The organism is Streptomyces sp. NPDC002784, from assembly GCF_053592135.1.
Window position 1 is genome coordinate 272,881 of the sequence record NZ_JBSFVD010000005.1, and the last position, 19,982, is coordinate 292,862.

Genomic DNA, 19,982 nt, shown 5'->3' on the forward strand with positions numbered 1-19,982 from the left:
GGAACCAGTTGCCGGAATGCGCCCCCCTGCGGGCTGCCCCGGCCCGCCACCGCGTACCCCCGCCATTCACCGCCGAAGGACCAGCAGCCAGGCCCCGGCCCCGCACATCCCAATGACCGCGGCGCCATGCACGCCGAGAAACCGGCAACCTGGGCCCCAACCTCCGCGCACCCACCCACCCACTCCGCAGCATCCACCCCGGATTACCGCCAAGCCGGGATGCGGCCGGCCCCGCCCAGCCACCCGCTTCGGCGCCCCTCACGCCACAGGACCCGCAACCCCGCCCCGGCCCCGCCCCCCGCGCACCCACCCGTACAGCACCACCGAGCACACCGCCGCGACGGCGCACCACGTGGAGATGAACTCCGTCCGCCACAGCCCCACACAGATCAGCGCCCCCACGGCCACCAGGTACCCGAGGCGGACCAGCCCCCGGTCGCCGGAGAGGAGGAGCGAGCCGATGGTGGCGAGCAGATAGCCCGCGATCACTCCTTCGGCGTACGGGAGATCCACCACGTAGCCGATCGTGTGGCCGCGGACCTCCGCCCTGACCGGGCGCGTGGCCAGGGCGACGGAGAGCGCCGCCGTAGTCACGAGGCCGACGGCCAGCGGCAGGAGCAGCCGCCGCCGGGCCCGGCGGGGCGCGGCGGCGAGGACGCCCGCCGGCACCCACAGCGGTAGGAGGGGAAGGGCGATGACCGCCCAGAGCGCGGTGGCAGGTCCCGTACCGCCGTCCCGGGCCCATACCGCCGCTTCGACCATCTGGTGGGCGCCCAGCAGCAACGGCAGTGCCGCCAGTGGCAGGTCCCGGACGCGGCGCGCCCGTGCCACACACGCCACGCCCACGGCGGCGATGCCGACGCCCGCGACGAGGTCGGCCTCCGCGCTCCAGCACATCGCTCCACCCGGGGTCGGACGGCAGGGGCTTCATTTTCGCCTGTCCAGACCCATTGCACTCAGTTCCGCTCCCGGGCAGCACTGAGTGCCATGCGCGCCGTGCTCAGGTGCTACGTTCCGGGCCATGAGCTCCAGCAGTGCGGCGCCCGGCCGCGAGGGAAAGGACCAGGCGGCCGCGAAGCCGCCGATGCGGGAGGCGCTGGTCACGGCGGCGTTCCGGCTGTTCCTGGAGCGGGGGTACGAGCAGACCACGGTGGACGACATCGTGGCGCTGGCCGGGGTCGGGCGGCGGTCGTTCTTCCGGTACTTCCCGTCCAAGGAGGACGTGGTCTTCCCGGACCACGAGCGGTGCCTCGCCGACATGACGGCCTTCCTGGCCGCCAGCGAGCCGGACGCCGAGCCGGTGGGCCGGGTGTGCGACGCGGCCCGGCTGGTGCTGCGCATGTACGCGGAGAACCCGACCTTCTCCGTGCAGCGCTACCGCCTCACCAAGCAGGTGCCGGGCCTGCGCGCCTACGAGCTGTCGGTGGTGTGGCGCTACGAGCGCGCGCTCGCCGAGTATCTGCGGGCCCGCTTCGCCGCCCGGCGCGAGGGCACGCTCCAGGCCGATGTGATCGCGGCAGCCGTGGTGGCGGCGCACAACAACGCGCTGCGCTCCTGGCTGCGCTCGGACGGCCGCAGCGACGCGAGCGCCACTGTCGACCACGCCCTCGGCTATGTGCAGTCCGCCTTCGGCGCCACGGCCCCGTCCCCACCCCCGTCCGCGCCCCGCGCCGACGAACAGCCCGAGGACGTGGTGGTCGTGGTCTCGCGCCGCGGCGCGCCCCTGTGGCGCATCGTCCAGGAGATCGAGACCACCCTCGGAACCACCGCAGATTGAGGGTACGCAGTGCCTTTACCTGTGGCACTGAGTGCCATACGCTGACCGCGTGCACGGTGGCACAGCGACCGGGCACGTGCGTGCGCGGCCGTCCCGCGTGCGTGGATTTCCGGCCGAGCGCAGGGAGTTGACCAGCGTGTACCACCACTCAGGAAGCGTTGCTCGTCCGACAGCCGGTTCCGCGGTCGGCGTGCTGGAGGCAACCGGCGCGGCCCAGGACTCGGACGCCATGATGTTCCAGCGCTGCACCTGGTGCGGCACCGCGATGTACCACCGCCTGCTGTGTCCGGTCTGCCAGGGCAGCGATCTGCGCACGGAGCGCAGCCAGGGCACCGGCACGGTGCGGCACTCCACGGTGGTGCACCGCAACAGCCCGGCCGCGCGCAATGTGTCGCTGATCGAGATGGCCGAGGGATTCGTGGTGCGGGGCCGGGTGATGGGCCCCCCGATCGGCATCCACAGCGGGGACCGGGTCCGGCTCTCGCAGGCGAAGGACCCGGTCCGGGGCGAGCCCGTCTTCCAGCTGGTCGACGAGCCCTACCGCGCCTGGACCTGAGAGCCGGTCAGGCCCCCCAGGGTGACTACGGTGCGAGCGTGACGCGGATGCCGACCGTGCCGTCCGCTCCCCTGCGGATCCGGCTGCCGAGCAGGGTGAGGCGACCGACGATCCCGTACTTGCGGGCGATCAGCTTGCGGTAGCGGGCGACGGTGTCCCGGTCGGTGATCTCCGCGGTGGCCGGGATCTGCTCGCCGGTGGGCTTGCCGCGCAGGTCGCAGGGGCCGACCAGGACGTCGGCGCGGGCCCGGATGCGCTTGACCTTCCAGGAGTCGGCGACGGTCCACGCCCCGAGGGCGTCCCCGTCGCGCACCACCCACACCGGGGTGGGGACGGGGGTGCCGTTCTTGCGGTAGGTGGTGATCAGCAGGTACTGACCCTTGCCGAGCCGCTCCAGCGGCGTGTCGTCCATGGGCGGCAGTCTAGGCAGCAACGTCACGGACCTCGCGCGGTGAACGCGGCCGCTCCCGGCCACGTATGGAGTGCGGGCGCTCAACTCCAGGAGTGCCTCGCGGTGTTGCCACCGCGCTGCTCGGGTTCGGGAGCCAGGCATGAGGCACGCACGACGACGGATCGTCCGGCGAGTGACGCGGCTGGCGGCCGTCGGCGGACTGCTGCTCGGCTCGGCGATGGTGACCCGCGCCGTCGCGAGCGAGCCTCCCGGCCCCTCCGCCGCCCAGGGCTCGACCGTGCGGTCGGCGGGCGACACGGCCGCCGCGCTCGTCGAACGGCTGGGCGGCTCCCGTACGGCGGGCAGCTGGCTCGGCGCCGACGGGCGGCCGGTCGTCGCGGTGACCGACGAGGAGGCCGCCGCCGAGGTACGCCGCGCGGGCGGCCGGCCGAAGACGGTGTCGCACAGCATGAACGAACTCAAGTCGGCGACGCGGACGCTGGGTTCCGCGCCCCGGGTGCCCGGTACGGCCTGGGCACTGGACTACCGGTCCAACCAGGTGGTGGTACGCGGCGACGGCACCGTCTCCGCGGGCGACTGGTCGAAGCTGACCCACGTGGCGGGCGGTATCGGCGCCTTCGTCCGCATGGAGCGCACCGAGGGCACCTTCACCACCCGTCTGAACGGCGCGCTGCCCATCCTGTCGACCGCCGGGCGCTGCTCGGCGGGGTTCAACGTCACCGACAGGCAGCGGGACTTCATCCTCACCGCCGGGCACTGCGGCCCGAACGGCTCGGTCTGGTTCGCCGACAACCGCGGCCGGGACCAGGTCGGCAGCACGGTCCGGCAGAACTTTCCCGGCGCGGACTTCTCGCTGGTGCGGTACGAGGACGGGGATGCCGGGGCGGGCGCCGACGTGGTCGCCATCGGGGACGGTCAGGGGGTGCGGATCACCGGAGCGGGTGAGCCGTCGGTCGGGCAGCGGGTGTTCCGCAGCGGCAGCACCAGCGGGCTGCGCGACGGCACGGTGACCGCGCTGAACGCGACGGTGAACTACCCCGAGGGCACGGTGACCGGGCTGATCGAGACGAACGTGTGCGCGGAACCCGGGGACAGCGGCGGGCCGATGTTCTCGGAGGGCATCGCGCTCGGCCTGACCTCGGGCGGCAGCGGGGACTGCGCCTCGGGCGGCACGACCTTCTTCCAGCCGGTGACGAAGGCGATGGCCGAGGTCGGCGTCCAGCTGATCACGGCCCCCCAGGGCGCGGGGCAGCAGGGCACGGCACCCTCGCCGGAGCCGTCGGACCCGCAGGGCGCGGCGGCACCCGGCGCGGCCACGCCGGGTTCCTCGGCGCCGGTCGGTGGCGGGGGCGAGGGGGCGCAGTTGCTGGCACGGCTGGCCGATCCGCGCAATGTGGGCCCGGGGCTGCTGATCGTCGCGGGGTCGCTGGTGGCCCTGGTCGCGACGCGGTTCCTCCGGGCGGAGCAGGACCGCAAGGCGTATCAGCGGTACTACTCGGCGACTTGGGGATGAGGCCGTCGGGAGAAGGCCGCAGGGAAAAGTGAAGGGGCACCCCGTGGTGTCTCAGGGTGCCCAGGGGGTCTTCGAGGCTTAGCGGTCCTCGGGGAGCGCCCGGCCGTGTGTACCGGCTACGGGGCCACTGCGGCCCACTCCAGGACGAGTCGCTGGTATTCCTCGCGCTCCTCGACGCTCAGTGTCCCGCCCGCCCGGCGCCACAGGGCCCGGATCTCCTCGTTGACCTCGTCAGCCGATCGATCGGAAACGGGTTCAACACTGGTGGACATGCTGTGAAGCATACGGCCACGGAGGTGAAGGCCATGTGAGTAAGCACGCCCAATTCGGACATAACGGACCGTGTTGCTGATCACGTCCGATCACGGCCATACGTCAAGCCCCACTCCCCCGCTTGTGCCCTGGACCGGCTCAGGTGCCCGGCTTGCGGCCGTACACGAAGACGTCGTCGCCCTTCTTCAGCAGGGACCAGTACTTCTGGGCTGTGGTCTTGGTCATGTTGACGCAGCCGCGGGAGCCGGGCGGGTTCCACATGCTGACACTGGCCGAGTGGAAGGCCTGGCCCCCGTCGAAGAACTGGGCGTAGGGCATCGGCACGTTGTAGAGGGACGAGACGTGGTCGATGTTGCGCCAGTAGATCTTCGTCAGGCCGGTGCGGGTCTCGTCGCCGTCACGGCCGGTACGCACCGGCACGGGGCCGTGGACGAGCTTGTCGCCGTCCTGGATCCAGCTGAGCTGGAGGGTGAGGTTGACGCAGGCGATCCGGCCCTTGTTGACCGGGCACTTGCCGTCCTTGTTGGGCGTGCTCCCGACCGCCTTCTGCTTGTTCATGAGGTCCATCACACCCCAGGTGACGGGCCCCGCGTAGCCGGCGTTCGGCGTGATGCCGTGCTTGGTCTGGAAGGCCTGGATGACCTTGCAGTCGGAGCTGGACTGCTTGCCGTCGACGGGCAGCCCGAGGAACTTCTCCACCTGCTTCTGGTACGGCCCGGTCTGCGAGGTGCAGCTCGCGGCCTGCGCCGGCGCGGCCCCGAGCGCGAACGTCAGCGGTGCCGTCAGCGCGGTGATACCGAGGATGACGGCTGCTCGTCTGCGAATGTCCCCCATGGTCGACCATTCCCTTTCGCCGGTGCATCGCGCTCTCCCGCGATCTCTGCCAGCTAGACAGGCGCGCGGGCGCGGAGGTTGTAGGGCGAACCCGGCTGTGACGAAACGGTGAACTTCGGGACGCGCCTGCGGGTGGCGGAACTCACTCCTGGTCGTCCGCCGGCACGGCCGACCGGAAGCCCGTGTTGACCGACGTGAGGCCGCCGTCGACGACCAGGGTCGTGCCCGTGATCCAGGAGGCGTCGCGGGAGGCGAGGAAGGTCACCGCGGACGCGATGTCCTCCGGTTCGCCCACCCGGCCCAGGGGATACACCTGGCGGAACGCTTCGAGCTGGTCCTCGCGGCCCGCCCACGCCGTGGTGCGTACCGTGCCGGGGGCCACCAGGTTGACGCGGACTCCCCGGGGCGCCGCGTGCCCGGCGAGGGTGCGGGTGAGGGATCCGAGGCCCGCCTTGGCGGCGCTGTAGGCGTGGTTGCCGAAGCTCTGGATGCCGTTGACGGACCCGATGGTGACGATCGCGCCGCGGCCGGAGGCCACCAGGTGGGGCAGGGCGGCCCGGCAGCAGCGGTAGGCGCCGGTCAGGGTGAGGTCGAGGTCGCGGGCCCACACCTCGTCCGGTTCGTCCTCGAAGAGGGGCGCGTCGGGGGTGCAGCCGTAGGCGTTGTTCACCAGCACGTCCAGGGAGCCGAAGGCCGTCACCGCGTGGGCCACGGCCGACTCGACGGACGCCCGGTCCCCCACGTCGCACACGTACGCCTTGGCCGTAAGGCCCTGCTCCCGCAGCGAGGCCGCCGTGCGCTCGGCCTCCTCCTCGTCCACGTCGGTCACCAGCACCCGCGCGCCCTCCGCGGCGAACCGGCGGGCGGTGGCCGCGCCGATGCCGCGGGCGGCGCCGGTGACGAGAACCGCGTACCCCTCAAAGCGTGTTGTGTCGGTCATGGCAGCACCGTAATGCCGTCGAGATCAACTCGGCAGATACCGTGCACCCATGTCTGCCTTCCTCCAGCAACTGCCCGCTCTGATAGGCGTGGTGATCGGGGCCCTCGGCTCGTATCTGGCCCTCGTCCGCAGCGACCAGGCCCGGTTCCGGCGGGAGGAGGCGGCGCGGTGGGAGGAGCGGCGGCTCGCGGTGTACTCCGACTACGCCCGGTCGGTGAAGAAGACCGTCACGGTGACGTACCGGGTCGCCGCCGCGCTGGACTGCGGCACACACCCCGACCCCCTCCCGCTGGAGGAGGCCAAGCCCCTGCTGGCCGAGGCGAACAACGGACGGGATCCGTCGGGCGAGGCACTGCTCATGCTGGGCAGTGTCGAGGTGGTGGACAAGGCACGCGCCTGGGTCGTGACGGTGATGGAGATGGAACGGTTCGTGCGCGAGGGCGAGCGGGATCCGGACGCGTGGCAGGCGCTGCTGGTACGGCAGCGCGCCGGCCGTGAGGGCTACTACACGGCGGTGCGGCGGGACCTGGGCCTGCCGCCGGGCCACTCGGCGCGCTGGCGGCTGCCGGTGACGGAGCCGGTGCCGCCTCAGCGGTAGCCGGTCGTGTCGGCCGGTTTGCCCGGGTCCTGGACCTCGACCAGGTAGCGCCAGGCGTCGGGGCGGCTGCCGTCCAGGTCCGTGAAGCCGTACTCCTGGGCCAGGCCGCCGCTGGAGAGGGACGCGCCGTTGAAGCGGGCCACGCCCGGGTCGGCGGCGAGGGCGGCGACGGCGCGGCCGACGTAGCGCGGGGTCTCCGAGATGGCGAAGTGCGGGACACGGTCGAGGGCGTCGCGCCAGTTGTCCTCGCGCACCCCGAAGGCGTCGAGCATCATCTCCGAGCGCAGCCAGCCCGGGGTGAGCGCCAGGGCCGTGGCGCCGCGCGGGCCGAGTTCATGGCCGAGGGAGAAGGCCATGCGCAGGACGGAGGACTTGGCGAGGTCGTAGAAGAAGGAGGTGCGGTAGCGGTCGCGGTTGTAGTCGGCCGTGCCGTCGGTCATCTCCACGACCAGGCCGCCGGGGTGGCGCAGCAGCAGGGGCAGGGCGTGGTGGCTGGTGATGGCGTGGGTCTCGACCGCGAGCCGCAGCAGCCGCAGGCCCTTGTCGAGGTCGTGCTCCCAGAGCGGGGTGTCCCAGCCGAAGAGGTTCTCCCCGCCCCAGACGTCGTTGACGAGCACGTCCAGCCGGCCCTGTTCGTCCGCGATGCGCTCGACCAGGGCGCGGACCCGGTCGGGTTCGAGATGGTCGGTGGGTACGGCGATCCCGTGGCCGCCCGCCTCGGTGACCAGGTCGGCGGTGTCCTCGATGGTCTCCGGGCGGTCGTACTCGGAGCGCCGCTCGCGGGTGGTGCGCCCGGTGACGTAGACGGTCGCCCCGGCGGCACCGAGTTCGACGGCGATGCCCCGCCCCGCCCCGCGGGTCGCTCCGGCGACGAGGGCGACCTTGTCCTTGAGTGACTGCTGTGACATGTCCGGCCTTCCGTGTGTCGGCTTTGCTTCCACCCTCCCCGGCAAGCCGGACATCTCCTGTCACCTTTTACGGCGGGTCACACCTGTGCCGTCAGTGGCCCCGGGTGATCCACTCCTCCAGGTGCGGGGCCTCGGCGCCGATCGTCGTGGGGTCGCCGTGGCCGGTGAGGACCTTCGTCTCGGGTGGGAGCGCCAGGAGGCGGTCGCGGATCGAGTCGATGATCGTCGGGAAGTGGGAGAAGGAGCGGCCGGTGGCGCCGGGGCCGCCCTTGAAGAGGGTGTCGCCGGTGAAGACGGTGCCGAGTCCGGGGTCGTACAGGCAGACCGCGCCGGGCGCGTGCCCGGGGGTGTGCAGGACGCGCAGGTCGGCGCCGGCCGCCTCGATGACCTGTCCGTCCAGGAGGTGGGCGTCGGGGTCGCGGTCGGGGTGGGTCTGCTTCCACAGCGGCAGGTCGTCGGGGTGCAGCCAGATGGTGGCGCCGGTGCGCTCGGCGAGGGCGGGCGCGGCGTCGATGTGGTCGTTGTGGGCGTGCGTGCACACGATGGCGGTCAGCCGGCGGTCTCCGACGGCCTCGGCGATGGCGTCGGCGTCATGGGCGGCGTCGATGACGACGACCTCGTGGTCGTCGCCGACGAGCCAGACGTTGTTGTCGACGTCCCAGGTGCCGCCGTCGAGGCTGAACTGACCGGAGGTGACGAGACGTTCGATGCGGGCGGCCATCACAGCACCACCACCGAGCGCAGGACGTCGCCTTCGTGCATCCGCTCGAACGCCTTCTCCACATCGGTGAGTTCGATGGTCTCGGTCACGAACGCCTCCAGGTCGAGGCGGCCCTGGAGATGCAGGTCGATCAGCATCGGGAAGTCCCGGGAGGGCAGGCAGTCGCCGTACCAGGAGGACTTCAGGGCGCCGCCGCGGCCGAAGACGTCGAGGAGCGGGAGTTCGAGCTTCATCTCGGGGGTGGGGACGCCGACCAGGACGACCGTGCCGGCCAGGTCCCGGGCGTAGAAGGCCTGCCGGTAGGTCTCGGGGCGGCCCACGGCCTCGATGACGACGTCGGCGCCGAAGCCGCCGGTGAGTTCGCGGATCGCCTCGACCGGGTCGGTGGTACGGGAGTTGACGGTGTGGGTGGCGCCCATGGTGCGGGCCTTGTCGAGTTTGCGGTCGTCGATGTCCACGGCGATGATCTTCGCGGCGCCGGCCAGGTTCGCCCCGGCGACGGCCGCGTCCCCGACGCCCCCGCAGCCGATGACCGCGACCGTGTCGCCCCGGCCCACGTTCCCGGTGTTGATCGCGGCCCCGATGCCGGCCATCACCCCGCACCCCAGCAACCCCGCGACCTGCGGGGACACCGCCGGGTCCACCTTGGTGCACTGCCCCGCGGCGACCAGCGTCTTCTCCGCGAAGGCGCCGATGCCGAGAGCCGGGGAGAGTTCGGTGCCGTCGGTCAGCGTCATCCGCTGCCCGGCGTTGTGGGTGTCGAAGCAGTACCAGGGCCGCCCCCGTCGACAGGCCCGGCAACGCCCGCACACCGCACGCCAGTTGAGGACGACGAAGTCGCCGGGTGCGACCTCGGTGACGTCGTCGCCGACCGACTCGACCACGCCCGCGGCCTCGTGACCGAGCAGGAAGGGGAAGTCGTCGGAGATTCCGCCCTGTTTGTAGTGCAGATCGGTGTGGCAGACACCGCAGGCCTGGATCCGTACGACGGCCTCGCCGGGACCGGGGTCGGGGACGACGATCGTCTCCACCCGTACCGGTTCGTCCTTGCCCGGTGCGATCACGCCGCGTACCTGCTGAGCCATGGTGGCGACCCCTCTTCCCTCAAGCGGTGTCCGTCTTTCCGACCCTACGCGTGACTGATCGGAAACGGCACGCGACCGCGGGATCCGGCTCAGCCCCGCAGTACCTGTTCCAGCGACGTGGCGGGGTGGCCGGTCAGCTCCTCGATCGCGGTGGTCACCCCGGCCAGGGAACCGTCGGCGATGGCCGTGTAGGTGGAGACCCAGGCGTCGAGCTGCCAGTCCGGGGCGCCGTGACCCTTGCGGGAGGCGTAGGCCTCCTCGACCGTCTCCGGCGCGTAGGAGACGGGGCGGCCGGTGACGGCGGCGATCGTGGCCGCGATGTCGGTGAGCCCGAGCGCCTCGGGCCCGGTCAGTTCCCAGGTACGGCCCACGTGTCCGGCCGGGTCGCGCAGGACCGCGACGGCGGCGTCGGCGATGTCGTCCTGGGCGACCACGGCGGCGTGTCCGTCGCCGGCCGGACCACGGATGACGCCGTCCTCACCGACCAGGGCGGGCATGAAGTCGGCGTACAGGTTGTCCCGCAGGAAGGTGAACGGCACCCCGCTGGCGCGCAGGTGCTGCTCGGTGTGCCAGTGGTCGCGGGCCAGGGTGAAGGTGGCGTCGGGGGCGGCGCCGTAGAAGGAGACGTACACGAGGTGGGCGACCCCGGCGGCCGCGGCGGCGTCGATGAAGGTGCGGTGCTGCCGGACGCGGTCGGGGGTCTCCGAGGCGGAGACCATCAGGACGCGGTCGGTGGGGCGCAGGGCGCGTGCGACGGCGTCGTGGTCGTCGTAGGCGCCGGGTACCGCGGTGGCGAGGGGGAGTTCGGGGGCGCGGGCGGGGGTGCGGACGAGGAGGGTCTGGGGGATCTTGGCGGCGGCCAGGCGGCGGGCGATCCGTCCGCCCAGGCGGCCGGAGGCGCCGGTGACGGCGTAGGTGGGGGCCATGGTGACTCTCCTTGCGGGGGCGAGGGGGCCATCGATCCGTATCAGACAGGTGTGCGGCCGGACGGAGATGACACGCTGCGGCCCGCTCGCCGGAGGGCCGGCTAGGCGAACGGCCCGGGACGGGGTGCGCGCGGGCCCCTGCGCGGAGCCGTGCCGGGGCTGAGTTCGAGGAGGCGGACGACGCGGTAGCGGTGCGGGCGGAAGGGGTCGTAGAACGTCTCGACCTCGTCGTCCGCCAGGGGGCGGCCGAGGAGGGCCAGGCCGGTCATGGTGGCGAGGTGGTAGTCGCCCAGCGGCAGCGCGTCCGCGTCGCCCAGGGCCCGGTGGCCGACCTGGGCGGCGGTCCAGACGCCGACGCCGGGCAGCTTCGCCATCAGGTCGTAGGCGCGTGCCGGGTCACCGGCCGCCCGCTCCAGCCGCGCCGCGTGACGGGCGGCCTCGACGAGGGTGGCGGACCGGTGCAGGTCCACGCCCGCCCGGCGCCACTCCCAGCTGGGCACGGTCCGCCAGGTCTCGGGGGGCGGGGGCAGGCGCATGCCGTCGGGGGCGGGGCCGGGCGGCGGATCGCCGTACCGCCGGACCAGGCGGGCGAAGGACGCGAAGGCGTCCAGGCCGACGACGCGTTGTTCCAGCACGGCGGGCACCAGGGCCTCGAAGAGGCGTCCGGTGCACGGGACCCGCAGACCGGGCAGCCGGCGCACGGCGCCGCGCAGGACCGGGTGGCCGGTCCGGAACAGCTCGGGCCGGTCGTCCGCGCCCAGTTCGCGGCGCACGGAGTCGGCGAGTTCGGCCGCTCCGGGCCCCCAGGCGTCGATGCGGAGGTCGTCCAGGCGGTGCTGGCGGATGCGGTAGGTGACCGGTCCGGAGGCGGTCAGCGCGGTGCGCCACAGCGTGCCGTCGGGCTCCAGCCGGTACGTGGGGTCGCGCGGGCCCCGGCGCAGGCTGCTCAGGGTCAGGCGGGCGTCGACGGGGAAGCCGGGCTGCCAGTGCACCGACCGGTCCGGTGGCTGCGGCATGGCTCACGCCCTTCCGGGAGGACATGCCGAGGGCCGCCCGGCGGTCCGGGCGGCCCTCGGGGGTACGGCGGGTCAGGACCTGATGCCGGGCAGCAGCCCCGTGAGCGGGGCGGCCATGCCGGTGACCTGGTGCAACTGCTGCAGGTCCCGGACCCGGTTGAGCTGCTTCAGCTGCACGGAGGGCCGCGGGATCTCCGTCTTGTACTCCTCGGGGATGTCGCTCACGGTGAGCGAGTCCAGCATCCTCGTCGGGCTGAGCCCGGCACGCGGGGCCTCCGCCTCGGCCGCGCTCGCCAGCGGAGCGGCGAAGCCGGTGGCAGCGGCGGCCAGACCGACGGCGGCGACGATACGTCGTGTTGAGATCATGTCGGGAGCAACGCCGCGGGGGCCCCGCCGGACACGGCCGCGGGGCGCGGCTCACCCGTCAGGCGGACCGCCGCGGCTGGGCTTGCCGAGGCCGCCGGGGCGGAGGAGCCTCGAAGGAGAGGCTCTCGCGGCACGCTCCCGAGGCCGCGGGCCTTCGAGGAGGTCACCATGGGCAGCGCGGCAGGCCCCGGCTTCGACACCGAAGCACTGCGCCGGGGCATCGAGGGACACACGGCGACCACGCTCATGTCGCTGTACGCGGACGACGCCGAACTGCGCGTCGTGGACCGCAACACCCAGCCCAGCAGTCCCCGGGTGCTGCACGGCCGGGACGAGATCGGCGAGTTGCTGGAGGACGTCTACAGCCGCGACATGTCCCACAAGCTGGAGCGGTGCGTCGTCGAGGGCGACACCGTCGCCTTCACCGAGTCGTGCCAGTACGCGGACGGGGTACGCGTGCTCGCCGAGTCGATGGCGTCCGTGCGGGACGGCAAGATCGTCGAGCAGACGATGATCCAGGCCTGGGACGAGTAACGGGGCGGGCGGCCCCGCGGCGTGAGCACGCGGTGACGGTTCCCTGGGCCATACTGGCGGCCGTGCGCGTAGCGATCATGACGGCGGGGTCCCGGGGCGATGTGGCGCCCTACACCGGTCTGGGGCATGCGGTGGCCCGGGCGGGACATGAGGTCACTCTGGTCACCCATGGCTGTTTCGAGCGGCTGGTGGCCGGGTCGGGGCTCGGTTTCCATCCGCTGCCCGTCGATCCGCGGGCGGAGTTGGAGTCCGCCCGCGGACGGGGGCTGCACCGCAGTGCGACCGGTGCGGGGAAGCTGATGCGGGTGTCCGCGCTGGCGCGGGCGCTGGTGGGGAGGATGACGGACGATCTGGTGGCGGCGGCGCGCCGCAGTGACGTCCTGCTGCTCTCCAGCTCGCTCGCGCCGCTCGGGCGGACGATCGCCGAAGGGCTTCGGCTGCCCGGCATCGGCGTCTACCTCCAACCGCTCGCTCCCACCGGGGAGTTCGCACCCCCGGTGCTCGGAGGCGGTTCCTGGGGCGCCGTGGGCAACCGGGTCGCCGGACACGGGGTGAACCTGGTGATGGACCGGATCTTCGCGTCCACGGTGCCCTCGGTGCGGACCCGGCTGGGGCTGCCGCGTACGGGCGGCGCCGGTGTCCTGCCGGTCCTCCACGGCTTCAGCCCGCTCGTGGTGCCCCGCCCCCGCGACTGGCGGCCGGAACTGGAGGTGACCGGCTACTGGTGGCCGTACGACGTCGACACCCGGCTCCCCGCCGAGGTCGAGCACTTCCTCGGCGCCGGGGAGCCGCCGGTCTTCGTGGGTCTGGGCAGCGCCACCGTGCCCGACCCTCGCGGGCTCAGCGCCCGGATCGTGCGGGCGCTGCGGCGGGCCGGGCTGCGCGGGGTGATCCAGCGCGGCTGGGGCGGGCTGGCGGCGGCGGACGGCGAGGACATGCTGACCGTCGGCGAGCTGCCGCACTCCGTGCTGTTCCCCCGGATGGCCGCCGTGGTGCATCACGCGGGTGCCGGGACGACGGCGGCGGGACTGCGCGCCGGGGTGCCCGCCGTGCCGGTGCCGGTCCAGTTCGACGAGGGCTTCTGGGCGGAGCGGCTGGTCGCCCTGGGCGTGGCGCCCCGCCCGGTGCCGCTGCGCGGCCTGACGGAGGACGCCCTGGCCCCGGCCCTCGACCGGGCCGTACGCGATCCCGGCCACCGGGAGCGGGCGCGGACGCTGGGCGTACGGATCCGCGCGGAGGACGGCACGGCACCGGTGCTGGCGGCGGTGGAACGGCTGGCGGGGTAGGGCGCGGGGGCCTCAGCCCGCAGAGCGGCGCTCGAGCGGGGCCTCAGGCTTCTCGAGCAGGCGGCGAGTTCCCGCTGTTGGCGTGAACGGACCGGGGCCCCTCGTGCACGGCGAGGGGCCCCGGTCCGTCGGAGCGTCGGACCTGTCCGGCTCAGATGTCGAACGGGCCGTTGTGGCAGACCGCGCCGCCCCACTTGATCTCGGCGGTCTCGGCCTCGAGCGTACCGAAGTACGGGCTGCACGCGACGTGGTCACGGTCCTTGGAGCCGTTGTCGTCGGCCGCGGCGGTCGCCGCACCCGTTGCGGTCACGGCGGCGGTCAGGGCGATGACGGCCAAAGCGGAACGAATACGCATGGGATTCCTCTCGCGGTGGTGCTTGGTCAAGCCCAGTGGTCCCCGTTCACCGCCGCCCACACACGCTGTTCCACCCGTCCGGGTGCGCTCCGCCCGGGTCAGCGCTCGAGATGCACCCGGCTGCCGACCTCGGTTCACCCGCCCGGCCGGGGGCGGTGCGGCTCTGGGACGGCGCTCCCTGCGTGATGCTGCCGTGCGGGCCGGGGCGTCTCACCCGTATCGCTCGGTCCTGTCGCCGCCGGGCGAGGGGCTGTCTACCTTGTCAGGAGACCACCCCCGGCAGATCCGGTGGCCTACCTGGAACCGGCTGCGGGCCGGTCGGCACACGGAACGGAGTGCGGCATGGGGCGGGCGCAGGAGCACTACGACATCAGGTTCCAGCCCACGCGTCTCGTCTCCCTGAAGGGGACGCTGGTGCTGACCGCTCTCGCTCTCGTCATGTGGGTCGTGGCGATCTGGCTTGCGCTGCGGCTCCTGGGGCGTCAGCACATCCTTGAGCAGATCTTCCTCGTCGCCGGGGTCTCCTTCGCCGTCGCGTGGACCGTCCTGCTCGGCGGGGTGTGGCTGAGACGACGCGAGGAGCGCCGTGAACCCCGGTGAACTGCTGGTCTTCGACTTCATCGTCTTCTACCCGGTGGCCACCGCCGCCGTGTGGATCGCCGGGGGAATCCTCTTCCGGTTGCTGGAGGAGCGGCAAAGGATCCTGACCCCGCCCGGCGGCTGGCCCGGGGTGACGGTGCTGGTACCGGCGTACAACGAGGAGTTGGTGATCTCCCGCTGTGTCGAGGCCCTGCGCCGCATGGACTACCCGGTGCTGGAGTTGCTGATCCTCAATGACGGTTCCCGTGACGACACGGTGGCCGTGGCACGGAAGGCGGCCGGTGACGATCCACGCGTGACGGTGCTGGACGACGGCACCAACCTCGGCAAGGCGGACCGGCTCAACGACGGGATGCGGCGGGCGCGGCACGACCTGGTGATGGTGACGGACGCGGACACCCATGTGCACCCCCAGGCCCTGAAGTACCTGGTCGCGCGGATCTCCCGGTCCCGCCGGTACGCCGCCGTGGCCGGCTGCCCGCTCGTGACCAACCGCGGCAAGCTGATCAGTGCGATGCAGGTACTGGAGACGGCGTCGCTGATCGGGCTGATGCGCCGCACCCACGCGCTGGTCGGCCGGGTCGGCACCGTCGCCGGAGTGCTGGGCCTGTTCCGCCGCGAGGCCGTGCTGGCTGTCGGCGGTTACGACGCCAGGATGGCGACCGAGGACATCGAACTCACCTGGCGGCTGCTGCTGCACGGGTACCGGACCAGCTTCGAGCCCAATGCCCTGGTGGGCATGGAGGTCCCGGTCACCGTGCGCAGCCTGTGGAAACAGCGTGCCCGGTGGTCACGAGGACAGGGCGAGGTACTGCGCACCCACGGAACCACCGTCTTCCAGCCACGCCACCTGGGCCTGTGGCCGATCGCGGGGGAGGCGCTGCTGTCGTTCCTGTGGGTGCTGACGCTGCTGGGCACCACCCTCTACGAGATCGTCCGGATGATCGTCCTCCAGGAGGCGACCGAGATGTGGTGGACGCTGAGCTGGGGTGTGGGCATCGCCGTGATGTCCACGATCCAGCTCACCGTGGCCGCGATCATCGTCCTGCGCCGCGACCCGGTGCTGGCCAGGTCCTACCTGCTGGAGCCGTTCTATCCCCTCGCGTACTGGACGCTCAACGCGCTGGCCGCCATGTTCGCCGAATCCGTGGGCTTCGTGCGCGGCCCGCGGAAGAAGCGGGTGACGTGGGACATCCAACGCGACAGCGGCGGCAACCCGATCGCGGGCGGCTGAGACCGCGAGGCACCGTTCGAGGCCGGGGGAGGAACCCAGGTCGCCGCTATCCCGCCTCCCGCCCCGCCGGCCGCAGCATGGCCGGCAGTTGGCGAACGCGCCCGGTCACCGCCCGGCGGCCCACGCCGACAGCTCGGCGCGGGCCGCGGTCAGCAGTTCCGGGGAGGGCGCCGAGGCGCCGTTGGTCACCAGGGCGTAGTGCAGGACGCCGGAGTCCCGGTCCGTGAGGAGCAGGCGTCGGCTGCCGGTGCCGCCGGGTTCGGGGGCCGTGGCGACGGGGGCCGAGGGGGTGTACGACGGCGGCGCGTACGCCGTGCCCAGGTCGGAGACGACCGTGGTGGAGGCGGTCGGGAAGGACGCGGGCAGGTGGAGTTCGGTGGGCGCCGAGCCGCTGTCCGAGCGCCACATCAGCAGACCGTACTGGCCCGTCCCGACCAGCCGCGCCACCTGGGGCAGCGAGCTGGGCACGGGGTTCCAGGTCAGGGTCGTGGAGCCGTCGCGGGAGCGGTCCTCGTAGGTGAAGGCGACGGTGGTGCCCGAGGTGGCGCTCGGGTAGACGCGGTCCAGGAGGCGGGCGTCCTGGCGCAGGACGGGGGTGCCGGCGTCGTCGAGGCGTACGGCGGACAGGTCCTCGTCGTTCCAGGCGTCGCCGGCGGTGAGCACCTTGTCGGGGTTGCCGTTCATCAGCTCGTGGTGCCGGCCGTGGTAGATGTCCCACTGCCACTGGCTGCCGGACAGGACGGGACCGGAGCCGGTCGGGTCGGACCACCAACTCGCGCCCTTCACCCGGGAGTCGAGGGCCTGGTACATCGCCTTGAGGACGGTCGGCGCCTTGTCGGAGACCGACCCGGCGAGCGGATGCCCGAACTCGCTGACGATCGCGGGCGTCCCGGCCGCCGCGGCCCGGTCGCGGACGGTGCCGAAGTCGCCCGTGTACTGCCCGTCCTGGGCCTTGCCCCACATGAACACCCCGGAGATGGCCTTCTGGTCGTAGAAGTGGGTGTTGAAGACGTAGCGCGGTCCGAGCCGCCCGGCGTCCAGCAGGCCGCCCTCCTGCTTCTGGAAGTCGAGGTTGGCGTTCCAGAAGAGGTTCGGTTCCACGAAGGCGGGCTTGTCCTGCCAGCCGGCCGCGTCCATGCGCGCCCGGAACCGCTCGTAGAACGGCCACAGCACGTCCCGTTCCCACGTGCGGCTGGTCTGCCCGGAGTCGAAGACGCCCGCGTGCGGTTCGTTGTAGGGGTCGAAGCCGACGATGCCGGTGAACTGCGCGGCGCTGACGTTCTGCCGGATGTACGCCATGGTCGTCTGCGCGCTGGTGAGGAAGGCGTCCTGGAGGCCGTAGGCGTTGTGCCAGAAGTCGTAGGTCGCCCGCTTGACGGCCTCGTTCTGGGTGATGTTCTGGCCCCAGAACAGGCAGATGCCGCAGAACTCGTCCGGGTAACTACCCGCGTCGACCGCCCACTTGGGGGCGCCGTCGCCGGTGTACCAGCTGTCCGCGTCGAACAGGTGGCGGGAGTAGAGGTCCTGGTGGAAGTCGGGGTAGACGCGGATGCCGGCGTCGAGGAAGGCACGGATCTGGGCCGTGGCGGCGGACAGGTAGGCGGGGTCCACCTGCCCGCGCACCGGTTCGGCGTAGGCCCAGGAGAGCAGGAAGCGGACGGTGTTGCCGCCGCCGAGAGCGCGCAGCGCGGTGGCGGACTTGCGCGCGTCGGCGACGGAGGCGAAGGGCAGGCCGTTGTTCTCGGCGAGCTTGGTCTCGCCGGAGACGTTGTAGCCGCGCAGCACGACCTCGCGGCCGTGGCCGTCGGTGAAGCGGCCGTTGCGCACGGTCAGGGCCGTCTCGTCGAACCACAGGGAGTCGGGGAGGGCGGGGGCGGCGGTGGCCGGCCGGGGGCCGGTCACCGTCAGGCATCCGAGGAGGAGGACCAGCACAACGAGCACACGCGCACGTGTAGTCGGCATGTTCACTACGGTCCGGTGATTCCGGGGCGCCGTCAACACTTCTGACTCGTAAGTAAGTTGACTATCGGTCAGCTCACTCGGCGCGTCACGTTCAGCAGGTACTCCTTCCGGTTCAGCGGGTTGTGGTCGGTGCGCGCCCGCTCGGGGACCGTGCCGCGGGTGACCGGCGCGTAGTGGTCGAAGGCGCTCTCCAGCTCGCCCTCGCCCCGGGTGAGCCCCGGCAGCCGCTGCTCCAGCTCATGCACCCGCGCCGCGGGCACCGCCCCGTCGAGGAGACAGGCCGCCCCGCGGGTCTCGGTGGACCCCGGCACCGCGCCGAGCGCGGCCAGCACCGGCAGCAGAGCCCCGAGGGTGTCCGCCGGGGCCTCGACGCGGAAGCGGTGCATCGGCTCGTACACCCGGGTGCCCGCCCGGCGCAGCGCCTCGATCAGGACCAGCGGGGTCAGACCGCGGAAGTCGTAGCCGGTGCTGGACATGCTCTTGTCGAAGCCCTGGTGGGCGTGGCTCTGCCGGGGCGAGTAGCCGCAGTGCGTCATGGTGACCGCGCAGTCGGGGATCCGCCAGCCGTGCAGGCCCTGGCCGAGGGTCTCGCGGACGGTGTCCTCGACGGCCTTGAAGAAGGCGTACGGCATGGAGCCGAGCTCCACCTCCAGGGCGAACGTGACGCCGGTTCCGGCCGGGGCGGGGTCGACGCGCAGGCCGACCGTGGCCAGGAAGGGGTTGGCGTCCTTCTGGTTGAACTCGACGGCCGCCCCCGATCCGACCGGCCGCTCGATGCACAGCGGGGTCGTCTCCCGGAAGGTGACCTCCAGGCCGTAGTCGTCGGCGAGCGTGGCCTGGACGACCTCCTTCTGCACCTCGCCGTAGAGCGAGACCGAGGTCTCCCGGCGCACCTCGTCGTGGCGCAGGCCGATCAGCGGGTCCTGTTCGGCGAGCTGGGTGAGCGCGACATGCAGGGCCCTGGGGTCGGTGCCCGGGGCGGGCACGACGACCGTCTCCAGGGTGGGCGGGGCGAAGAAGTGGCTCTCCGCCGTGCGGGGCCGCCCGAGCGCGTCGCCGATCCTGATGTCGGCGAGGCCCCACAGCTTGGCGATCCGGCCCGCCGGGACCTCGTCGCGGCGGACGTCGCTGCCGTGCTCGAAGACGCTCGCCGCGGTGACCTTGCCGTCCTGGCGGGCGGCGCCGAACAGGACGGGGACGCGGACGCGCAGCGTTCCGGAGAACATCCGGGCGTAGGCGATCTTCTCCCCCGCCGGGCCGCGCTCCACCTTGAAGACGGTGCCCGAGACCGGGCCCGAGGGGTCCCCCTCGGCCGGGGGCAGCAGCTCCTTGATACCGCCGATCAGCGCGTCCACGCCCGCTCCGGTCACGGCCGAGCCGAAGTACACCGGGTGGACGAGGCACTGCCGGGTCTGGTCGAGGAGGGCGGCGCGCAGGCGGTCGGTGCCGACGGTGTCCTCGACGTACGCGGTGAGCAGGTCGTCGTCGTGGTCGGCGAGCACGTCGAGCGCGGACGGGCCGAGCCCCGGCGTGAAGGCGGCCTCGCGGGTGCCGAGCCCGTTGGCGCGTCCCATCGGCGCCACGGCGACGCCCAGCCGCCGGGTGAGCGCTCGCAGCAGCTCCCGCTCCCGGGCCCCGCGCCGGTCGATCTTGTTGACGAAGATCAGGGTGGGGATGCGCAGCCTGCGCAGGGTCCGCATCAGGACCCGGGTCTGCGCCTGGACTCCCTCGACGGCGGAGACGACGAGGACGGCCCCGTCGAGGACGCCGAGCACCCGCTCCACCTCGGCGATGAAGTCCGGGTGGCCGGGGGTGTCGATGAGGTTGACGGTCACGTCGTCGACGGGGAAGGAGACGACGGCGGACTTAATGGTGATCCCGCGCCGGCGTTCCAGGGCGAGGGTGTCGGTCCGGGTGGTCCCGGCGTCGACGCTGCCGATCTCGTCGGTGACCCCGACCGAGTGCAGCAGCCGCTCGGTCAGGCTGGTCTTACCGGCGTCGACATGGGCGAGGATTCCGAGGTTGAGCAACGGCACGAAGCGTCATGTCCTTCGATGAGGTGGTGATTCCTTCCTGGGGGGACATG

The 19,982-nt window shown here is 72.6% G+C and carries 22 protein-coding genes; 8 read left to right on the plus strand and 14 right to left on the minus strand.

Annotated features, from left to right (window positions below; translation table 11 throughout):
• Positions 1 to 258 precede the first annotated feature (258 nt).
• Positions 259 to 897 carry a DUF6629 family protein gene (locus ACWD1Z_RS13285; protein ID WP_451118241.1) on the minus strand — a complete coding sequence of 213 codons (639 nt, stop codon included), beginning with the start codon at positions 895 to 897 and terminating at the stop codon, positions 259 to 261.
• 124 nt (positions 898 to 1,021) lie between these two features.
• On the opposite strand from ACWD1Z_RS13285, the gene ACWD1Z_RS13290 reads away from it, so the two are divergent.
• Together ACWD1Z_RS13290 and ACWD1Z_RS13295 are read left to right on the plus strand one after the other, a co-directional pair.
• The gene (locus tag ACWD1Z_RS13290) at positions 1,022 to 1,777 is read left to right on the plus strand and encodes a TetR family transcriptional regulator (protein WP_451118243.1); all 756 of its coding nucleotides are present in this window, start codon (positions 1,022 to 1,024) and stop codon (positions 1,775 to 1,777) included.
• A gap of 136 nt (positions 1,778 to 1,913) precedes the next feature.
• Positions 1,914 to 2,333 carry a Zn-ribbon domain-containing OB-fold protein gene (locus ACWD1Z_RS13295; protein WP_451118245.1) on the plus strand — a complete coding sequence of 140 codons (420 nt, stop codon included), beginning with the start codon at positions 1,914 to 1,916 and terminating at the stop codon, positions 2,331 to 2,333.
• Positions 2,334 to 2,358: 25 nt separating this feature from the next.
• Here the strand turns inward: ACWD1Z_RS13295 and ACWD1Z_RS13300 are convergent, their stop codons facing one another.
• On the minus strand, positions 2,359 to 2,745 hold the full coding sequence (locus tag ACWD1Z_RS13300) for a PPOX class F420-dependent oxidoreductase (RefSeq protein WP_451118246.1): 387 nt from the start codon (positions 2,743 to 2,745) through the stop codon (positions 2,359 to 2,361).
• Between the two features lie 139 nt (positions 2,746 to 2,884).
• On the opposite strand from ACWD1Z_RS13300, the gene ACWD1Z_RS13305 reads away from it, so the two are divergent.
• Positions 2,885 to 4,258 carry a S1 family peptidase gene (locus ACWD1Z_RS13305; protein WP_451118248.1) on the plus strand — a complete coding sequence of 458 codons (1,374 nt, stop codon included), beginning with the start codon at positions 2,885 to 2,887 and terminating at the stop codon, positions 4,256 to 4,258.
• Between the two features lie 116 nt (positions 4,259 to 4,374).
• Here the strand turns inward: ACWD1Z_RS13305 and ACWD1Z_RS13310 are convergent, their stop codons facing one another.
• The 3 genes from ACWD1Z_RS13310 to ACWD1Z_RS13320 all read right to left on the minus strand — a co-directional run bounded on the left by ACWD1Z_RS13310 (position 4,375) and on the right by ACWD1Z_RS13320 (position 6,305).
• On the minus strand, positions 4,375 to 4,530 hold the full coding sequence (locus ACWD1Z_RS13310; protein ID WP_250071768.1) for a hypothetical protein: 156 nt from the start codon (positions 4,528 to 4,530) through the stop codon (positions 4,375 to 4,377).
• Between the two features lie 139 nt (positions 4,531 to 4,669).
• On the minus strand, positions 4,670 to 5,365 hold the full coding sequence (locus tag ACWD1Z_RS13315) for a L,D-transpeptidase (RefSeq protein ID WP_451118250.1): 696 nt from the start codon (positions 5,363 to 5,365) through the stop codon (positions 4,670 to 4,672).
• Between the two features lie 142 nt (positions 5,366 to 5,507).
• Positions 5,508 to 6,305 (minus strand): SDR family NAD(P)-dependent oxidoreductase, encoded by a 798-nt coding sequence (locus ACWD1Z_RS13320; protein WP_451118252.1) that lies wholly within the window; start codon positions 6,303 to 6,305, stop codon positions 5,508 to 5,510.
• A gap of 49 nt (positions 6,306 to 6,354) precedes the next feature.
• Between ACWD1Z_RS13320 and ACWD1Z_RS13325 the strand changes: the two genes are divergently transcribed.
• Positions 6,355 to 6,903 carry a hypothetical protein gene (locus tag ACWD1Z_RS13325; protein WP_451118253.1) on the plus strand — a complete coding sequence of 183 codons (549 nt, stop codon included), beginning with the start codon at positions 6,355 to 6,357 and terminating at the stop codon, positions 6,901 to 6,903.
• Here ACWD1Z_RS13325 and ACWD1Z_RS13330 read toward each other — a convergent pair.
• From ACWD1Z_RS13330 to ACWD1Z_RS13355, 6 genes are all read right to left on the minus strand, one after another.
• Positions 6,894 to 7,811: an SDR family oxidoreductase gene (locus ACWD1Z_RS13330; protein ID WP_451118255.1), complete on the minus strand. Its 918-nt coding sequence runs from the start codon at positions 7,809 to 7,811 to the stop codon at positions 6,894 to 6,896. The genes ACWD1Z_RS13325 and ACWD1Z_RS13330 overlap by 10 nt on opposite strands.
• A 91-nt stretch (positions 7,812 to 7,902) precedes the next feature.
• On the minus strand, positions 7,903 to 8,532 hold the full coding sequence (locus ACWD1Z_RS13335; RefSeq protein ID WP_451118257.1) for an MBL fold metallo-hydrolase: 630 nt from the start codon (positions 8,530 to 8,532) through the stop codon (positions 7,903 to 7,905).
• Positions 8,532 to 9,617 carry an S-(hydroxymethyl)mycothiol dehydrogenase gene (locus ACWD1Z_RS13340; RefSeq protein ID WP_451118259.1) on the minus strand — a complete coding sequence of 362 codons (1,086 nt, stop codon included), beginning with the start codon at positions 9,615 to 9,617 and terminating at the stop codon, positions 8,532 to 8,534. The genes ACWD1Z_RS13335 and ACWD1Z_RS13340 overlap by 1 nt, the downstream gene beginning before the upstream one ends.
• Before the next feature lie 89 nt (positions 9,618 to 9,706).
• Complete coding sequence (locus ACWD1Z_RS13345; RefSeq protein WP_451118261.1) at positions 9,707 to 10,543, minus strand: SDR family oxidoreductase; 837 nt, start codon at positions 10,541 to 10,543, stop codon at positions 9,707 to 9,709.
• Between the two features lie 101 nt (positions 10,544 to 10,644).
• The gene (locus ACWD1Z_RS13350) at positions 10,645 to 11,559 is read right to left on the minus strand and encodes a DNA-3-methyladenine glycosylase family protein (protein ID WP_451118262.1); all 915 of its coding nucleotides are present in this window, start codon (positions 11,557 to 11,559) and stop codon (positions 10,645 to 10,647) included.
• Positions 11,560 to 11,631: 72 nt separating this feature from the next.
• Complete coding sequence (locus tag ACWD1Z_RS13355; protein ID WP_451118264.1) at positions 11,632 to 11,925, minus strand: hypothetical protein; 294 nt, start codon at positions 11,923 to 11,925, stop codon at positions 11,632 to 11,634.
• 168 nt (positions 11,926 to 12,093) lie between these two features.
• On the opposite strand from ACWD1Z_RS13355, the gene ACWD1Z_RS13360 reads away from it, so the two are divergent.
• Both ACWD1Z_RS13360 and ACWD1Z_RS13365 read left to right on the plus strand, forming a co-directional pair.
• Positions 12,094 to 12,459, plus strand: coding sequence for a nuclear transport factor 2 family protein (locus tag ACWD1Z_RS13360; RefSeq protein WP_451118266.1), 366 nt, complete (start codon positions 12,094 to 12,096; stop codon positions 12,457 to 12,459).
• Positions 12,460 to 12,536: 77 nt separating this feature from the next.
• Complete coding sequence (locus ACWD1Z_RS13365) at positions 12,537 to 13,745, plus strand: glycosyltransferase (RefSeq protein ID WP_451118470.1); 1,209 nt, start codon at positions 12,537 to 12,539, stop codon at positions 13,743 to 13,745.
• Between the two features lie 151 nt (positions 13,746 to 13,896).
• On the opposite strand, the gene ACWD1Z_RS13370 is transcribed toward ACWD1Z_RS13365, so the two are convergent.
• Entirely contained in the window at positions 13,897 to 14,100 is a 204-nt protein-coding gene (locus ACWD1Z_RS13370) for a hypothetical protein (protein ID WP_451118267.1), read from the minus strand.
• A gap of 342 nt (positions 14,101 to 14,442) precedes the next feature.
• Between ACWD1Z_RS13370 and ACWD1Z_RS13375 the strand changes: the two genes are divergently transcribed.
• Together ACWD1Z_RS13375 and ACWD1Z_RS13380 are read left to right on the plus strand one after the other, a co-directional pair.
• Complete coding sequence (locus ACWD1Z_RS13375; RefSeq protein ID WP_451118269.1) at positions 14,443 to 14,700, plus strand: hypothetical protein; 258 nt, start codon at positions 14,443 to 14,445, stop codon at positions 14,698 to 14,700.
• Positions 14,687 to 15,934 (plus strand): glycosyltransferase, encoded by a 1,248-nt coding sequence (locus ACWD1Z_RS13380; protein WP_451118270.1) that lies wholly within the window; start codon positions 14,687 to 14,689, stop codon positions 15,932 to 15,934. The genes ACWD1Z_RS13375 and ACWD1Z_RS13380 overlap by 14 nt, the downstream gene beginning before the upstream one ends.
• A gap of 105 nt (positions 15,935 to 16,039) precedes the next feature.
• Here ACWD1Z_RS13380 and ACWD1Z_RS13385 read toward each other — a convergent pair whose 3' ends face one another.
• On the minus strand, positions 16,040 to 17,896 hold the full coding sequence (locus tag ACWD1Z_RS13385) for a cellulase family glycosylhydrolase (RefSeq protein WP_451118272.1): 1,857 nt from the start codon (positions 17,894 to 17,896) through the stop codon (positions 16,040 to 16,042).
• A gap of 68 nt (positions 17,897 to 17,964) precedes the next feature.
• Positions 17,965 to 19,932 (minus strand): GTP-binding protein, encoded by a 1,968-nt coding sequence (locus ACWD1Z_RS13390; RefSeq protein WP_451118274.1) that lies wholly within the window; start codon positions 19,930 to 19,932, stop codon positions 17,965 to 17,967.
• Positions 19,933 to 19,982 lie beyond the last annotated feature (50 nt).

Coding starts and splice junctions, on each gene's coding strand:
- ACWD1Z_RS13285 (WP_451118241.1), bottom strand. CDS start 897: ATGTGCTGGAGCGCGGAGGCCGACCTCGTCGCGGGCGTCGGCATCGCC.
- ACWD1Z_RS13290 (WP_451118243.1), top strand. CDS start 1,022: ATGAGCTCCAGCAGTGCGGCGCCCGGCCGCGAGGGAAAGGACCAGGCG.
- ACWD1Z_RS13300 (WP_451118246.1), bottom strand. CDS start 2,745: ATGGACGACACGCCGCTGGAGCGGCTCGGCAAGGGTCAGTACCTGCTG.
- ACWD1Z_RS13305 (WP_451118248.1), top strand. CDS start 2,885: ATGAGGCACGCACGACGACGGATCGTCCGGCGAGTGACGCGGCTGGCG.
- ACWD1Z_RS13310 (WP_250071768.1), bottom strand. CDS start 4,530: ATGTCCACCAGTGTTGAACCCGTTTCCGATCGATCGGCTGACGAGGTC.
- ACWD1Z_RS13315 (WP_451118250.1), bottom strand. CDS start 5,365: ATGGGGGACATTCGCAGACGAGCAGCCGTCATCCTCGGTATCACCGCG.
- ACWD1Z_RS13320 (WP_451118252.1), bottom strand. CDS start 6,305: ATGACCGACACAACACGCTTTGAGGGGTACGCGGTTCTCGTCACCGGC.
- ACWD1Z_RS13325 (WP_451118253.1), top strand. CDS start 6,355: ATGTCTGCCTTCCTCCAGCAACTGCCCGCTCTGATAGGCGTGGTGATC.
- ACWD1Z_RS13330 (WP_451118255.1), bottom strand. CDS start 7,811: ATGTCACAGCAGTCACTCAAGGACAAGGTCGCCCTCGTCGCCGGAGCG.
- ACWD1Z_RS13335 (WP_451118257.1), bottom strand. CDS start 8,532: ATGGCCGCCCGCATCGAACGTCTCGTCACCTCCGGTCAGTTCAGCCTC.
- ACWD1Z_RS13340 (WP_451118259.1), bottom strand. CDS start 9,617: ATGGCTCAGCAGGTACGCGGCGTGATCGCACCGGGCAAGGACGAACCG.
- ACWD1Z_RS13345 (WP_451118261.1), bottom strand. CDS start 10,543: ATGGCCCCCACCTACGCCGTCACCGGCGCCTCCGGCCGCCTGGGCGGA.
- ACWD1Z_RS13350 (WP_451118262.1), bottom strand. CDS start 11,559: ATGCCGCAGCCACCGGACCGGTCGGTGCACTGGCAGCCCGGCTTCCCC.
- ACWD1Z_RS13355 (WP_451118264.1), bottom strand. CDS start 11,925: ATGATCTCAACACGACGTATCGTCGCCGCCGTCGGTCTGGCCGCCGCT.
- ACWD1Z_RS13360 (WP_451118266.1), top strand. CDS start 12,094: ATGGGCAGCGCGGCAGGCCCCGGCTTCGACACCGAAGCACTGCGCCGG.
- ACWD1Z_RS13365 (WP_451118470.1), top strand. CDS start 12,537: ATGACGGCGGGGTCCCGGGGCGATGTGGCGCCCTACACCGGTCTGGGG.
- ACWD1Z_RS13370 (WP_451118267.1), bottom strand. CDS start 14,100: ATGCGTATTCGTTCCGCTTTGGCCGTCATCGCCCTGACCGCCGCCGTG.
- ACWD1Z_RS13375 (WP_451118269.1), top strand. CDS start 14,443: ATGGGGCGGGCGCAGGAGCACTACGACATCAGGTTCCAGCCCACGCGT.
- ACWD1Z_RS13385 (WP_451118272.1), bottom strand. CDS start 17,896: ATGCCGACTACACGTGCGCGTGTGCTCGTTGTGCTGGTCCTCCTCCTC.